We start from the raw sequence: 15,996 nt of genomic DNA on the forward strand, positions 1-15,996 counted from the left end.
AGGCCGCACGATCTTCAGGAGGAGTGAGATGCCCGAGTACCTGTCGCCCGCTGTCTACGTCGAGGAAGTCGACACGGGATCGAAGCCGATCGAAGGCGTGAGCACGAGCACCGCCGGCATGGTCGGGGTGACCGAACGCGGGCCGGTGAACGTGCCGATCCTGGTCACCAGCATGGGAGAGTTCACGCGCTGGTTCGGGGAACCGCTCGGCGACGTGGAGTTCCGCAACGCGAACGGCTTCCACTGCTACCTGCCGCACGCGGTGCAGGGCTTCTTCACCAACGGCGGCAAGCGGGTGTACGTCACGCGGGTGCTGCGCGACGATGCGCGTGCCTCGGTGGCGGCGCTCTTCGACCGTGGCGGACCCGCCTCGGTGGCCTCGCGGCTCCTGCGCTCGACGCGGGCCGGCACGGGCACGCTGGTCAACCAGCCGCTGGTGTCGATCCTGGCGCCGGCCGCCCTGGCCGCGGGTGACGCGATCCGCATCGGCAACGGCAGCCAGAGCGAGTACCGCACGCTGGCGGCGAATCCGGTGGCGAGCACGCATGTCGCGCTCTCGTTCCCGCTGGCGCATGCCCACGACGCGGGGACGCCGATCACCGACGTCGCGCGCCTGCTGCTGGCACCGTTCACCGCTCCCTGCACCCTGGCGGCGGCGACGCCGGCCGGCACGGCGACGGTCACGCTCACGGAGGGTGTGGCGGGTGAGGCGGCGTTCCTGGCCGCCGGCCAGGTCCTCGAGTTCGGTGCTGCGGCCGACGCCGAGCACCGGCGCATCGAGCGGCTGAGTGGCGCGGGCGCCTCACGCACCGTGGTGCTGGATGCGCCGCTGGTGCTGGCCCATGCCGCGGCGACAGCGGTGACACCGCTGAACGTGGCCGGCGGTGCGGCGACGACGCTGCTGGCGGCCGCCAATGCCCGGGACAGCGTGATCTTCGGCGATGCGATCGGCGCCGACTTCACGCTCACCGCCAACCTGGTGGTGTTCGAGGCGGGCACGGCCCAGGTGGAGGTGCGGCGGATCGCCGACCTGCACCAGCTCGCGCTGCTGCGCAGCACGTACGACGCGTACCCGCGCGGCTCGACGGTCTCCGAGGTCACCGTCACCGACGACCGGCGCACGCTCACCGCCGCCTCGGTGGTGGACACGATCACGATCGACGATGTCGCCGGCCTGGAGCCGGGGCAGCGCCTGCGCGTGGATCCCGGCGGGGCGCCGGAGGTGCGGACGATCCGTTCCGTCGACACCACCGCGCTGACCGTGACCTTCACGGTGGCGTTGGCGGGCCCGCACGGGGCGGGCCAGTTCGTGGAGGTGCTGCCGACCACGCTCACCGCAGCGACGGCGGTGGCCGACGTGAGCATCCCGCTGGCGTCGCGGCTGGGGCTCGGCGTCGGCGACGTGCTGCGCATCGGCGTGGCGCCTGACGCGGAGTTCGCGACGGTCGCCGCCCTCACCGGCGACCCGGCTGCGCCGCCGAATGCGGGGGCCATCGTGCTGGCGGGCCCGCTGGCGATCGCCCACGCGAATGGTGCCACGGTGCAGCGGGTCCGGGTCGGTCCCGCGGCGGTGGTGCGCCAACCGGCCTCGCTGGTGCTGGACGCGGCCGCCGACAGCGACGTGCTGGTGGTGAGCGAGAACTTCGGCTTCGCACTCGGCGACATGGTCGAGGTGACGACACCGTCGGGGCTCCGCTGGCTGCACGCGCTGTCGGCGGCGGCGGCGGCAGTGGTGCCGATGGAGGTGGAGCTGGATGCGCCGCTCGATCGCAGCCATGAGCTGGGGGCCGAGATCGCGCAGCGGACGGCGATGATCGGCATCTCGGCGATCGATGCGGGGCGCTGGGGTGACCGCCTGCGGATCTCGGTGGAGGACGAGGCGAACGGCCTCGTGTCGGGTGCGACGCTGGCGATCGTGAACAGCCCGACCGACATCCGGCTCTCGTCGCCGACCGGCGTGGAGCCGGGCACGGTGCTGGAGCTGATCGCGCCGGCGGGGGACGACACGGTGATCGGCGGGTTGCTGAAGGTGGCCGCCATCAACCGCTCCAACAACCGCATCACGCTGGCCGCGCCACTGAGTGCCGCGCAGAACACGGCGTACACCAATGCGCTCGGGCTGGGCCAGCAGCTGCGGGTGCGGTCGCGCGAGTTCCGGCTCTCGGTGCTGCTGATGCGGCGCCCCGACCCGATGGTGCCGTCGCGCGACGACTCGGCGGTGGACCGCGAGGTGTTCGCGAACCTCTCGATGGACCCGCGGCACTCGCGCTACTTCCTGTCGCTGATCGGTGACGTCGCTGGTGTGCCGCGGTTGAGCGACGGGCGTCCCGACGGCGGCTCGTGGTACGTGCGTGCCGAGGACCTGGCGGCGAACGCGGCGGCGCGCGAGGCGGTGCGCCTGGGCCCCGAGACGCTGGTGGACCGGTTGCCGAGCGGCATGCCCCGTGCGGCGCGCCACGCGCTGGCCGGCGGTGACGACTCGCTCGCGCTGCTGGACGACACGGTCTACATCGGCGTCGACGCCGTCGATCCCGGTGACCGGACCGGCTTGCAGGCGCTCAAGAACATCGAGGAAGTGAGCATCGTCGCGATTCCCGGCCGCACCGCCACCGCGCTGCAGGGGGCGCTGATCTCGCACTGCGAGGAGATGCGCTTCCGCTTCGCCGTGCTGGACTCGCAGCGGGCGCCGCTGGATGCGATCGCCGACGTGCGGGCGCAGCGCCAGCAGTTCGACACGAAGTACGCGGCGCTCTACTACCCGTGGCTGCTCATCCCGCAGCCCTTCCCGACCGTGCCCGGGCCGACGCTGCCGTACATGGTGCCGCCGGCCGGCCACATGGTGGGCGTGTACGCGCGCACCGACATCGAGCGCGGCGTGCACAAGGCGCCGGCGAACGAGGTGGTGCGCGGCATCGTGGGGCTGCAGCGCAGCCTGAGCAAGGGCGAGCACGACATCCTGAACCCGTACCCGGTGAACATCAACGTCATCCGCGACTTCCGCAGCAACAGCCGCGGGATCCGGGCATGGGGCGGGCGCGTGATCACGAGCGACAGCGACTGGAAGTACGTGAACGTGCGGCGCCTCATGATCTTCATCGAGCAGTCGGTGGAGCGCGGGCTGCAGTGGGTGGTGTTCGAGCCCAACGCCGAGCCGCTCTGGGCCCGCGTGGTGCGGACGATCTCGAACTTCCTGCGCACCGTGTGGCGCAACGGCGCCCTCGAGGGCACCAAGGTGGAGGAGGCGTTCTTCGTGCGCTGCGACCGCAGCACGATGACGCAGGCCGAGATCGACAACGGGCAGCTCATCTGCCTGGTGGGCATCGCGCCGGTGAAGCCGGCGGAGTTCGTGATCGTGCGCATCGGGCTCTGGACCGCCCACACCAGCGACTGACATGCCGCGCCGCTGACCCGCGCCGCGCGTTCCCCACGTCACCCCCTGTCCCGTCGAGAGAGCCATGGGCACCTCCGTCCGTCCCGACCCGTTCCGCAGCTTCAACTTCAAGATCGAGTTCGACGGGCTCCCCGTCGGCAGCTTCAGCGAGTGCAGCGGCCTCACCGCCGAGGGCGACGCGGTGGACTACCGCGAGGGCACCGACCTGCAGCTCTCGGTGCGCAAGCTGATCGGCATGCGCAAGTACACCAACATCGTCCTCAAGCGCGGCTACACCGTCAACGGTGAGCTGTGGGCGTGGTACAAGCTGATCGCCAACGGCGTGAACGAGCGGCGCGACGGCTCGATCATCCTGCAGGACGAGGAGCACAACGAGGTGATGCGCTGGAACGTGTCGAAGGCCTGGATCAACAAGATCGAGGGGCCGACGTTCAACGCCACCGCGAACGAGGTCGCGATCGAGTCGTGCGAGCTGGTGCACGAGGGGCTGGAGCTCGCGTGAGCCGGCCCCGCCGCACGTCCCACGCCGCGCGCTGACCGGCCATGGCGACGTACACCACTCCCGGCGTCTACTACGAGACGGTGGATGTCACCGACTCGCGGGTGGCCTCCGTGCGCACCGACGTGGCCGGCTTCGTGGGCATCGCCGAGCGCGGGCCGGTGGACACGCCGGTGCCGCTGGAGTCGTGGCGCCAGTTCCGCGCGCACTTCGGTGACGTGACCGGCAGCGGCTACCTGGCCTACACGGTGCGCGCCTTCTTCGAGAACGGCGGCGCGCGCTGCTGGGTGGTGCGGGTGGCGTCGCGCGATCCGCTGTCGGGGGTGGAACCGGCGGCGGTCACGCTCACCTCGCCGGTGGGCGCGCTCCCGGTGTGGCGCGTGCGCGCCTCGAGCCCTGGGGCGTGGGGCAACGCGCTCGCGATCCAGGTGACGGTGACGCACCGCGCGCAGACCACCGGCTCGCCGATCGGTGCCACGCCGACCGCGACGGCCGTGGCGTCCACCAGCGGGTTCGAGCGCGGGACGCTCGTGCGCCTGTCGCAGTCGGCCCTCGCGGCGCCGGTGTACCGCGTGGTGAACCGTGTGGACGCGGTGGAGCGCCAGCTGCACTGGGTGGCCGACCATCCGTCGCGCCGGCTGCCGTACGACGCGGCACTGTCGGGGCTCGATGCCACGCTGCCGGTGCTGATCGAGAGCGTCGAGCTCACCGTGGTGGTGAGCGAGGGCGGGACGGTGGTGGCGGTGCACGAGGCGCTGTCGCTGGTGCCGGAGCACCCGGCATACGGCCCGCGTCGCCTGTCGCCCCCGCGCGAGGCGCTTGCGGCCGGCGCGGCCCGCTCGACGGCCGTGGCGCCGTTCCGCATCGCGATCGACGAGCTGCGCGAGGCGTACGGCGCCGACCCGCTGGTGCCGCGCCCGCTGGTGCGGGCCGTGACGGCGTCCGACCTGCTCGAGGCCTCGCGCGTGACGCTCACGGGTGGCCGTGACGGGCTGCGACTGCTCACCGCCGGGGATTTCACCGGCGGCGACTGGGCGCCGGATGACTCCGACATGGTGCAGGCGGCGCGCCGGCGCGGGTTCCGCGCCCTGGCGCGCGTGGACGAGGTCGCGATGCTCGCGGTGCCCGACATCCACATCCATCCCATCGCGCCACCGCAGTTCGCACCGCTGCCGCCCTGCGTCCCGGATCCCTGCGCGATCGGCGCCACGCCGCCGGCGCCGGAGCCGCCACCGCCGGTGGTGCACGAAATCCCGCCGGTGTTCAGCGAGGCGGATGTGTTCCGCGTGCAGGCCGACCTGGTGGGCCACTGCGAGGTCATGCGCGACCGCGTGGCGTTGCTGGATCCCCCGTTCGACGCGGCGCACGGCACCACGCTGGGTGTCGCCGCGATCCGGAGCTGGCGCCAGCGCTTCGACTCGAACATGGCCGCGCTGCACCATCCGTGGGTGCGCGTGGTGGATCCGCTGCGGCTGCGTCGCGAGCCCACGCGGGCGATCCCGCCGTCCGGGCACGTGGCCGGCCAGGTCGCGCGCACCGACCGGGCGGTCGGCGTGCACAAGGCCCCCGCCAACGAGCCGCTGGCGTGGGCGCAGGACCTCACCGCGGCCATCGACGAGGAATCACACGGCCTGCTCAACACCCTCGGCATCAACGTGCTGCGGGCGCTGCCGGGGCGCGGCATCCGCATCCTTGGGGCACGGACGGTGAGCTCCGATCCCTCGTGGCGGTTCCTTCCGGTGCGCCGGCTGGTGCTGATGGTGATGAAGGCGCTGGACCTGGCCTCGCAGTGGGCTGTGTTCGAGCCGAACGACACCGGCACCCGCGAGCGGCTGCGGATGTCGATCCTCATCTACCTCGCGACCCTCTGGCAGCAGGGGCAGCTCGCCGGCGCATCGATGGAGGAGGCGTTCTTCGTGCGCTGCGACGAGACGAACAACTCCGCGGCCGACGTGGCGAACGGTCGGCTGCACGTGGACATCGGCATCGCGCCCGCGATCCCGTTCGAGTTCGTGGTGGTGCGCGTCTGGCGCTCCCGCAACGAGCTCGAGCTGGCCGAGTGGACGGTGCAGCGTGACGGGAGGGTGGCCTGATGGCGCTCCTCAGCACGGTGGGTGTGCGGTTCGACCCGTTGATGGCCTACAACTTCACCATCAACCTGATCGACACCTCCAGCACGATGGCCACCCTCAAGTCTGTGGCGATGTCGGCCATCACAGACACGCTGCTCGGTGGCTTCTCGGAGTGCTCGGGCCTCGACATGGCGCTCGAGGTGGAGGAGTACAAGGAGGGGGGCAACAACGGCGGGGTGCTGAAGTTCCCGACGCGCGTGACCTGGGCGCCGCTGGTGCTGAAGAGCGGGGTCGGTGCCGGGTCGAGCCTGTGGGACTGGCACTATGACTTCGCCATCGGCAAGGGGAAGCGGAAGGACGGCATCATCACGCTGCTGAACGACCTCCACCTGCCGTCGCACATCTGGCACTTCCGTCGCGGGCTGCCGACGAAGTACACCGGCCCGTCGCTGGTGGCGGGGCAGAACACGGTGGCGATCGAGGGCCTCGAGATCACGCACGAGGGGCTGTGGCAGGTGCCCTACGTCGGCTTCGGCGCAGCGGCGGCGTCCCTCGGCGTGTCGGCGGCCGTGGGCGGGGGGTTCTGAGCATGGACATCGAGATCGGCTCGATCGAGAGCACGGTGCGGGCGGTGGACGGGGCGGCGCTGGTGGACCCGCGCGTGCGCCGGCAGCTGCTCACCGAGTTCCTGGCCCAGGTGCGCGCCGCCGACGCGCATGCGAAGCGGGTGCAGGGCGAGCGCGACTTCACCGGCAGCCGCGCCAGCCGGGGGCCGGGCTGATGGAACAACTCGAGAAGGCGACGATCGTGGCGATGTGGAAGGACGAGATGGAGTTCATCCCGGTCCAGTTCAATCCCACGGAGTACACGCTCACCAAGGGCGCGCAGCTGGCCGAGATCGCGATCCCGGGGCTGGACACGCCGCTGGTGCAGTTCGTGCGCGGGCAGGCCGAGACGCTGTCGCTGGACCTGTTCTTCGACACCACCGACGATGGGATGGGCACCAATGCCACCAGCGTCACCACGCTCACGGACCAGATCTACCAGCTGGTGAAGATCGAACCCGACACGCATGCCCCGCCGGTGTGCGCCTTCCTGTGGCACAAGAAGTTCCCGGGGAGCGAGGTGTCGGAGAAGGTGGGCAACCAGCGCCGCACCGACTTCCAGTGCGTGGTGGAGAGCGTGAAGCAGCGGTTCACGCTGTTCAGCCCCGAGGGGGTGCCGCTGCGCGCGATCGTGACGGTGTCGCTGCGCGAGTACAAGACGCTGGACGAGCAGCTCAAGCAGCTGAACCTCAACTCGCCGGACAAGACGCAGAGCCACGTGGTGCAGCGCGGTGACACGCTCAGTGGCATCGCCGGCCGGCACTACCGCATGCCGCACCGCTGGCGCGAGGTGGCGCAGGCCAACGGCATCGCCGACCCGCGCCGGCTCGAGGTGGGTGCGTTCCTGCGCGTCCCGCCCCTGACCTGAGGCCTGCCGCGATGAACATCATGCCGCTGGTCGAGGAGTCCCGGCTCCAGGGTGGGTTCCGGGTGCCCCGCTTCGAGGTGAAGATCGAGGGTGTCGGCCTGCCGCGTGACGTGCTCCGCGACGTGTCCCAGCTCACCTACCATGACAGCACCGGTGAGATGGACGGGTTCGAGATGGTGGTGAACAACTGGGACACCGAGACCCGCGAGTTCAAGTACGTGGGCGCCGAGACCGACGCCGAGCTGCAGCGCAACGACGCGCGCGGGCTCCGCTTCAAGCTGTTCGAGCCCTGCCGTCGCGAGGTCACGGTGCGCATGGGCTACGTGGACGAGATGCGGACGATGCTCACCGGCACCGTCACCACGATGGAGCCCACCTTCCCCTCCGGCGGTGCACCGACCCTGACGGTGCGCGGGCTGAACGTGCTGCACCAGCTCCGGCGCAAGCCGTACGACTTCGCCTGGGAGAAGGTCACCGACAGCGAGATCGCGAAGAAGCTGGCCACGCTGAAGGACGACGAGACGCAGCTGAAGCGCTTCCCGCTGCCGGTGGAGGTGGACCCGGCGGTGGACGGCAAGGAGCCGCGGCTGGAGTACATCGCCCAGAAGAACCAGACCGACATCGACTTCCTGTACAGCCGCGCCCGCGAGCGCGGCTACGTGATCTTCATCATGGAGGAGTCGAAGACGCGCAACGGCACGGTGCGCCCGCGCCGGCTGTACTTCGGCCCCCCGCATGGCGGGCAGGGCGTGGTGCTGCGCGACGTGATCTACCGGCTCGAGTGGGGGCGCTCGCTGATGGAGTTCAAGCCGACGCTCACCACCGCGAGCCAGGTGAAGTCGGTGACCGTGCGCGGCTGGGACCGCGCCACCAAGAAGCCGATCGAGGAGAAGGTGGACCTCGACGACAAGGAGCTGAACCGCAACAAGGACCTCCACCGCCTGCTCGGCAGCTGCGACCCGCACGACGACATCGTGGTGGACCTGCCGGTCTTCACCAAGGAGCACGCCCGGGACGCGGCCCGCGCGCGGCTGCTGGAGGTGGGGCGTACGATGGTGAAGGCCAGCGCCACCACCATCGGCCTCCCCGACCTGCGCGCCGGTCAGCTGGTGGCGATCGGCAACCTGGGCTCGCGGTTCAGCGGCGTGTACTTCGTCACCGACACCACCCACAGCATCGGGGAGTCGGGCTACACCACGCAGTTCAACTGCTACCGCGAAGACGAGTGGCCGGAGTGGAAGCGATGAACTCCCCCTCCGGCGTGGTCATCGGCATCGTGGAAGACGTGGACGACCCCGACAAGCAGGGGCGCATCCGCATGACGTTCCCCTGGATGGGCACGAACGTGCGCAGCGCGTGGGCGCCTGTGAGCACGCCGATGGCCGGTGACGACCGCGGCAGCTTCATGATGCCCGAGGTCGGCGACGAGGCGCTGGTGGCGTTCGAGCACGGCGACTTCGCCCACCCGTTCGTGCTCGGCTTCCTCTGGAGCGGGGCGGACCATCCGCCGGAGAGCGACACCCAGCTGCGCATCATCCGCACCCCCGGCGGGCACGAGCTGCGCTTCGAGGACACGCCCGGCGCGAAGAAGGTCGTGGTGAAGACCGAAGGGGGGCTCTCGCTCACCATGGACGACGCCCAGCAGTCGATCACCATCACCGGCGGCGGCCGCTCCGTCACGATGCAGGCCGGCCAGGTGAAGATCGCATGACGACCACGCTGCCGATCACGCAGGGTGCCCCGGCGCCGCAAAGCACCGCAACGGAGGCGACGTGCCGAAGGTCCTGACCACCTCCGCCGTCATCACCTGTCCGCATGGGGGCGTGGGCACCACGATCCCGGCCACGCCGCTCGTGGACGCCGGCGGCATCGTCACCGGCGAGGGGGACACGGGCACGCTGACCTGCGTGTTCCTCCCGCCCTGCGTGGGCTACACGCTGCAGTCGATGGGGCTCAACGCCTCCACCATCGCCGGACGCAAGGTGATCCTCGCCACCGACATCCAGAAGAGCGTGACGGGCATGCCGCTCACGATCACCGAGACCACCACCTTCGTGGACGACAGCTCGCCGGCCCCGCTCCCCGCCGGCGCCAGCACCGCTGAGGCGGAGCCGGCGATGCTCGACCTGGCGCCGCCGGTGGTGGTGGCCGTGCCACCCGCGGTGGCGTTCGTGACCGCCACGATGCTCCCGGCGACGATGGTGGTGACCTTCACGCTCACGGCACCGTTCCCGCTCTCGTGGGACCTGCGCGTGCTGGTGACCTCGCCACCCGGTGCCAGCATGGATGCCACCAACGGCCTGCCGACGGGCCTCGTGGTCGCGCCCGCCGGCGGCGCGTGGACGTCGCCGTCGCTCACCGTGACCAGCACGCTGTCGGCCGCCTTCATGGCCTCGCTCGGCCCGGGTGCACACAAGCTGTTCATGACCGGTGTCACGCAGCGCGGCGCGTCGGCGTATGCCGATGCCACGATCACGGTGAGCTGAGATGACCGCCCCGCGCGACACCCGCGAGTTCCTCGGGCTCGGATGGAAGTTCCCGCTGCAGGTCACCGCCGGCGGCAGCATCGCGCGCGCACGCTACGAGGTGCGGGTGGAGGAGTCCGTCTACCTGATCCTCAGCACCGCGAAGGGCGAGCGCGTGATGCTCCCCGAATTCGGCTGCGGCATCCACGACCTCGTCTTCCAGCCCAACACGCCGGCCACCATCGGGCTCGTGGCGCAGCAGGTGCGCCGCGCGCTGGTCCAGTGGGAGCCGCGCATCGACGTGCTCGACCTGGTGGTGGAGTCACCCCCCGGCGAGCCGACGCTGCTCCTGATCCGCGTGGGCTACCGCATCCGCGCCAACAACGCGCTCGCCAACCTGGTCTACCCGTTCTACCTGCGAGAGGGAGCCTGAGCATGCCGCCCGCACACAACCTGCCGGTCATCGACAACCGGCGCTACGACGACCTGTTCACCGAGCTGCGCACGCGCATCCCGCGCTACACGCCCGAGTGGACGGACTTCAACGACAGCGACCCGGGCATCACGCTGGTGCAGCTCTTCGCCTGGCTGGGCGACATGCTGCTCTACCGCATGGGCCAGGTGCCGGAGCTGAACTACCTCAAGTTCCTGGAGCTGCTGGGGATCGAGCTGCGCGCCGCCGAGCCGGCGATCGCGGAGATCACCTTCCCGCTGGCGGCCGCCGCCACGCAGCCGTTCGTGATCATCCCGCGGCGCACCCAGGTGACGGCCGAGGCGCCGGGCTCGCCGGCCCCGGTGGTGTTCGAGACCGACCGGGCCATCACCGCGATCGCTGCACGACTGTCGTCGGTGCAGGCCTTCGACGGGTTCGCGTTCGAGGACCTGAGCGCCGCCAACACCAGCGCACTGGAGTCCTTCGCCCCGTTCGGCAACGCCGCCGGCATCGACTCGGCCCTCTACCTGGGCTTCGAGACGGCGGCACCGTTCCCGCAGGTGGAGCTGGACCTGGCCTTCGTCACCGCCGCGGCGTCGGCGCCGAAGAGCGTGAACTGCGCCAGTGGCACCTCGGCACGGTTCGCATCCGCCCGCATGGTGTGGGAGTACTGGAACGGCAGCGACTGGCGCCCGCTGGACCTGCTGGTGGACGAGACCCTCGCCTTCACGCGGTCGGGCCACGTGCGGCTGAAGACGCCGGCGGCGGGGGTGATGGTGGCCGACGTGATCGGCGAGGTGGCCGCAGCGCGCACCTGGATCCGCGCGCGGCTGGTGCAGGCGCAGTACGAGCGCGCCCCGCAACTGCGTGCCATCCGCACCAACACCGTCTCGGCGACACAGGCGCAGACCGTGCGCAACGAGGTGCTGGGCGGCAGTGACGGGCGCGCGAACCAGGTCTTCCGCCTGGCGAGCGCACCGGTGCTGGCGGGCACGCTGCGTCTCGAGGTGAACGAGGGCGACGGGTTCGCGGCGTGGACGGAGGTCACCGATTTCTTCGGCGCTGCCGGCCGCGACCGGGTGTTCGCGCTGGACCGCACCACCGGCGAGGTGCGCTTCGGTGACGGCAACCACGGCGCCATCCCGGTGGGGAACAGCGACCTGCCGGCGAGCAATATCGTGGCCCGCGAGTACCGATTCGGCGGCGGTACCGCCGGCAACCTCGCTGCCGGTGCCATCAAGACGCTGGTGGGCAGCATCACCGGCGTGGACGCGAATGCGATCACGAACCAGCAGCCCTCCGTCGGCGGGCGCGCCGAGGAGTCGCTGGCCGAGGCGAAGCTGCGGGCACCGAGTGCGATCCGCAGCCGCGGGCGCGCGGTGACGGCGCAGGACTACGAGCAGCTCGCGATCGAGGCCGGCACCATCCGCCGCGCCAAGGCGCTGCCGCTCTCACATCCCGACTTCCCGGGCGTGCAGGTGCCGGGGGTGGTGAGCATGATCGTGGTCCCCGATGGCACCGCGCCCAACCCCGTGCCCAGCGAGGGCACGCTGCGGATGGTCTGCGCGGCGCTGGAACCGGCGCGCGTGATCACCACCGAACTGTATGTCGTGCCGCCGGTGTACCGGCAGGTGCGGGTGACCACCGACGTGGTGGTGGATGACCGCGCCGACCTGGCCGCCGTGAAGACGGCAATCACGTCCGCGCTGCTGCAGTACTTCCATCCACTGGTGGGCGGCGAGGACGGGCAGGGGTGGCCCTTCGGCGGCGACATCTTCTACTCGCGGGTGTACGGCCGTGCGACGGTGCCGGGGGTGCAGAGCATCGAGCGGCTGGTGATCGCGCTGGACGGCATCGAGGCCGCGCCCTGCACGAACGTCGCCCTCTGCGACGGCGAGCTGGCGTACTCGGTGGACCACGTGGTGCGCGTCGCATACGCCTCGGGGAGCTGAGGCGCGCCATGACGAGCTTCCCGATGCTGCCTCCTGTGCCGCGGCCACCGCACGACCCCAGCGTGCTCACGCTCGACGCCGGCCGCGGGTGGCGTGCGGCGTTCCTGGATGCGGCGGTGATCGCGGCGCGAGACGGGGCGCTGCAGCTCGACCTCACGGCCGGCGCACGTGACCTGCACGAGCCGTCGGGCAGCCTGGGCGGACTGGTGCCGCCGGCGTGGGTGACCGTGAGCGAGGCCGGCGACATCTGGCTGCTGGACCGGGCCTCGGGCCGGCTCGCGAAGTTCGATGACTGCGACTGCCGGTTCGTCACGGTGCCGCACACCGGTGGACTGGGCGTCGGGGCGCGGCAGTTCACCGACCCGCGGGGCATCGTGGCGACATGCGGCAACCTGGTGGTGGTTGATCGTGGTGCGGCGCGCCTGTCGGTGTTCTCGCAGCGCGGCTACGCCCTGCGTGAGCACGTGACGCCACCCGCCAGCGCGCAGCCCGTGCCCTGGCAGCCCACCTGCATCGCCGCCGATGCACACGGGCACCTCTACGTCGGTGATCCGGCCAACGGTGCCGTGCACCGCTTTTCCACGCGGGGTGTCTGGCTCTCCGCGCTGGTGGGCCTTGGCGACGTGCAGCACCTGGCGGTGGACCGGCACAACCGGCTGTACGTGGTCGTGTCCACGCTCGCGGAGGTGCTGGTGTTCGCGCATGACGGCACGCCGCTGGAGGCCGCGACCTCGCGGGATGCCATCGCCCGGCGTTTCGCGCCGCTGCCGTTCCGGGTGACGCCGGCGGGTGTGATCGATTTCTCGCACCACCACGACTGCTGCTGCGAGGCGTTCGATGCCACCGGCGCGGCGCTGCCCGGTGGGGCGCCGGCCACGAAGGTCACGTTCGCCACGGCGGGCAGCTACCGGAGCGCGCCGCTGGACAGCGACATCGCACAGTGCCAGTGGCACCGGGTGACGCTCACCGCGGCAATTCCACCGGGCTGCAGCGTGACGGTGTACACGCGCACGTCGGAGCTGGCCGAGCCGGACGACCTGGTGGCGGCGCTGCCGGACGCGGCGTGGGAGACGCGCGCCGTGGCGCGGCGTGCGGCGGGCAGCGATGGCGCCTGCGTGGAGTGGGACTGCCTCGTGCGCAGCGGGCCCGGTCGGTTCGCGTGGCTGGAGCTGCGCCTGCAGGGCGACGGCAAGGGCACGCCGCGGGTGCACTGCGTCACGATCGAGTCGCCGCGGGTGTCGCTGTCGCGGTGGCTGCCCGGCGTGTTCGTGCACGATCCCGATGCCGGCGACTTCACCGATCGCTTCCTGTCGCTCTTCGACACCACGCTGCGCTCGATCGAGTCGCGGCTGGACCTACAGGCCGGCCTGTTCGACCCGCGGTCCACGCCGGCGGAGTCCCCGTCGGCCGGTGCGCCGGACTTCCTCTCCTGGCTGGCGGGGTGGGTGGGGATCGCGCTCGACCGGAGCTGGCCCGAGGCGCGGCGACGCGAGTACCTGCGCCGCGCGCCGGCGCTCTTCGACGAACGCGGCACGGTGGCCGGGCTGCGGTCCATGCTGCTGCTGTACCTGGGCCTGCGCGACGACCGGCGGGAGCCGTCGACGGGCGGCGGGTGCGGGTGTGCAGCGACCGCGGCACGCTGCGAACCGCGCGTCGATCCCTGTGCAGCGCCGCCACCGCGCCACGCCCATCGCGCACCGGCGCTGCTGCTGGAGCACTGGCGCCTGCGCCGCTGGCTGTTCGTGGGCGGGGCGCGGCTGGGAGAGGACGCGGCGCTCTGGGGCAACGCCATCGTGAGCCGCAGCCGGCTGGGTGACGGCGCCCGCACCGGCGTCACGCGCCTCATCGGCACGCAGGATCCCTTCCGCGACCCGATGCACGTGTACGCCTCGACGTTCACGGTGTTCGTGCCGGCGAGCCTCGCCTGTGATGCCACGGCACGGCGCGGACTGGAGGCGCTGCTGCGCGACGAGAGTCCGGCGCACACGCGGTGGCACCTGGAGTACGTCGCGCCGCGGTTCCGCGTCGGCGTGCAGTCGATGATCGGCTACGACTCCGTCGTCGGCCGCTACCCGGCGCCGGGCGTCACGGTCGACCAGTCCACACTCGGGCGCTCCACCATCCTCGGCGGGCCACCCGGCGATCCCGTCACTCCACCGCTGCGCGTCGGGACCTCCGCGCGCATCGGCAGCACCACGACCCTGCAATGAACGCCCGTCCGCTGCCACCCCGGAGATTCCATGTGCCATGACTCGACGACGTGCCCCGACTGTGACTTCGGGCCACTGGCGCGCAACCACTACTTCACGGGCAAGCTGCTGGTCGAGCGCGATTTCCGCGACGAGCAACGCTTCTTCGTGGACAAGCTGCGGCTGCACCACGCGCGGCTGCACGGCTGGGGCGTGGTCTGCGGGCTGAAGGTGGTGCCGCACGCCAACGCCGCCTGCCGCACCCGCTATGTCTGCGTGCAGCCGGGCACCGCGGTGGACTGCTGCGGCCACGACATCCACCTGCGCGAGCTGGAGTGCATCGACCTGCACGCCATCCCCGCCGTGAAGGCGCTCCTCGACGCCGGTGACGCCGAGACCGGGCACCGGCTGCAGGTGTGCATCCGCTACCGCGAGTGTCCCACCGAGGACATCCCGGTGCTCTACGACGAGTGCGGTTGCGACGACACGCGCTGTGCGCCGAACCGCGTGCTGGAGAGCTTCCGGCTCGACGTGATCGTGGATGCGCCGGTGCCGCCGGCGGCGCCCGCCCCGGGAGCATGTGCCGACCTGTGGAACGAGGCGATCGAGGGCTGCGACGACTGCGAGGACGAGAACTGCGTCATCCTCGCCACCATCGCCAACTGGCACGTCGGTGACGCGATCGGGACGGCGCAGATCGACAACGTCACCGACCGCCGCATCCTGCCGAGCGTCTCGGCGATCAAGCGCGTGCTGGACTGCGTGCTGACGACGGGTGGCGGGGGCGGCGGTCCGGCGGGGCCAACGGGGCCAACGGGGCCTCAGGGTCCGCAGGGGCCGGTAGGGCCACAGGGTCCCGCAGGGCCGCGCGGCCCGGTCGGCCAGGACGGACGCAACGGCGCCGACGGCTTGCCGGGCCTGCCCGGGCTCCAGGGGCCACCCGGCCCCGGCCTCGAGGCGGACCTCACACGCATCATCGCGCTCAGCTGGCGGCACGACCGAGACAGCGGCCAGCTGCTCGCGATCCTCGACCCGAACGGGCGGCCGCTCGGTCGCGGCATCGTGGTGGCCTTCAGTGCTGAAGTGCAGTGGGACAGCACGGTCGCCTCGCACGTGTTCGAGGCGCTCGCCCGGCAGGACCTGTTCATCGACAACAAGAGCGGGCAGTTCGACTGCCGATGCCCGCTGATCACGCCGCACGTGGCGGTGGATGCCACGATCGTCGGCACCGTGGTCACGCAGGCGGTGGCGCTGGCGGCGCCCGGTGCGGCACCACCGGGCGGCCTGATGAAGGCGCTGGCGCTGCTGATCGACGACAAGGCGCGCATCCAGCTCGAGCGACCGGACAGCGGCGGCCTCTTCGTGCGCCTGCGCGGCGACTTCGTGGTGGACCGAGAGAAGCGCGCGATCGACGCGGAGTTCGTGCGGGCCGAGCTGCCGACGGGCGACCGGCCGTCGGGATCGGCGTTCGGCATCCAGGGCGGCACGTTCGAGAGCTGGTTCACGATCAAGCGGGGATGAG

13 protein-coding genes are annotated in these 15,996 nt (G+C 71.4%); all 13 read left to right on the forward strand.

Going from position 1 to position 15,996, the window contains the following annotated elements; translation table 11 throughout:
- The first annotated feature begins 28 nt into the window (after positions 1-28).
- On the forward strand, positions 29-3,391 hold the full coding sequence (locus tag IT355_06055; GenBank protein MCC7052812.1) for a phage tail sheath subtilisin-like domain-containing protein: 3,363 nt from the start codon (positions 29-31) through the stop codon (positions 3,389-3,391).
- Positions 3,392-3,455: 64 nt separating this feature from the next.
- Entirely contained in the window at positions 3,456-3,893 is a 438-nt protein-coding gene (locus tag IT355_06060) for a phage tail protein (protein MCC7052813.1), read from the forward strand.
- Between the two features lie 41 nt (positions 3,894-3,934).
- On the forward strand, positions 3,935-5,983 hold the full coding sequence (locus IT355_06065) for a phage tail sheath subtilisin-like domain-containing protein (protein MCC7052814.1): 2,049 nt from the start codon (positions 3,935-3,937) through the stop codon (positions 5,981-5,983).
- Complete coding sequence (locus IT355_06070; GenBank protein MCC7052815.1) at positions 5,983-6,549, forward strand: phage tail protein; 567 nt, start codon at positions 5,983-5,985, stop codon at positions 6,547-6,549. Before IT355_06065 ends, IT355_06070 begins: the two co-directional genes overlap by 1 nt.
- A 2-nt stretch (positions 6,550-6,551) precedes the next feature.
- Entirely contained in the window at positions 6,552-6,743 is a 192-nt protein-coding gene (locus tag IT355_06075) for a hypothetical protein (GenBank protein MCC7052816.1), read from the forward strand.
- On the forward strand, positions 6,743-7,435 hold the full coding sequence (locus IT355_06080) for a LysM peptidoglycan-binding domain-containing protein (GenBank protein ID MCC7052817.1): 693 nt from the start codon (positions 6,743-6,745) through the stop codon (positions 7,433-7,435). The genes IT355_06075 and IT355_06080 overlap by 1 nt, the downstream gene beginning before the upstream one ends.
- 11 nt (positions 7,436-7,446) lie before the next feature.
- On the forward strand, positions 7,447-8,682 hold the full coding sequence (locus IT355_06085) for a phage late control D family protein (protein ID MCC7052818.1): 1,236 nt from the start codon (positions 7,447-7,449) through the stop codon (positions 8,680-8,682).
- The gene (locus IT355_06090) at positions 8,679-9,146 is read left to right on the forward strand and encodes a phage baseplate assembly protein V (GenBank protein MCC7052819.1); all 468 of its coding nucleotides are present in this window, start codon (positions 8,679-8,681) and stop codon (positions 9,144-9,146) included. Before IT355_06085 ends, IT355_06090 begins: the two co-directional genes overlap by 4 nt.
- Positions 9,147-9,207: 61 nt before the next feature.
- A complete protein-coding gene (locus tag IT355_06095) occupies positions 9,208-9,921 on the forward strand; it encodes a hypothetical protein (protein MCC7052820.1) in 714 nt (237 codons plus the stop codon).
- Between the two features lies 1 nt (position 9,922).
- The gene (locus IT355_06100; protein ID MCC7052821.1) at positions 9,923-10,333 is read left to right on the forward strand and encodes a GPW/gp25 family protein; all 411 of its coding nucleotides are present in this window, start codon (positions 9,923-9,925) and stop codon (positions 10,331-10,333) included.
- A 2-nt stretch (positions 10,334-10,335) separates the two neighbouring features.
- The gene (locus IT355_06105; protein ID MCC7052822.1) at positions 10,336-12,285 is read left to right on the forward strand and encodes a putative baseplate assembly protein; all 1,950 of its coding nucleotides are present in this window, start codon (positions 10,336-10,338) and stop codon (positions 12,283-12,285) included.
- Positions 12,286-12,293: 8 nt separating this feature from the next.
- A complete protein-coding gene (locus IT355_06110) occupies positions 12,294-14,495 on the forward strand; it encodes a hypothetical protein (protein MCC7052823.1) in 2,202 nt (733 codons plus the stop codon).
- Positions 14,496-14,525: 30 nt separating this feature from the next.
- Positions 14,526-15,995 (forward strand): collagen-like protein, encoded by a 1,470-nt coding sequence (locus IT355_06115; protein MCC7052824.1) that lies wholly within the window; start codon positions 14,526-14,528, stop codon positions 15,993-15,995.
- Position 15,996: the final 1 nt, after the last annotated feature.

The organism is Gemmatimonadaceae bacterium (genome assembly GCA_020851035.1).
In the GTDB taxonomy this organism is placed as follows: domain Bacteria; phylum Gemmatimonadota; class Gemmatimonadetes; order Gemmatimonadales; family Gemmatimonadaceae; genus JACMLX01.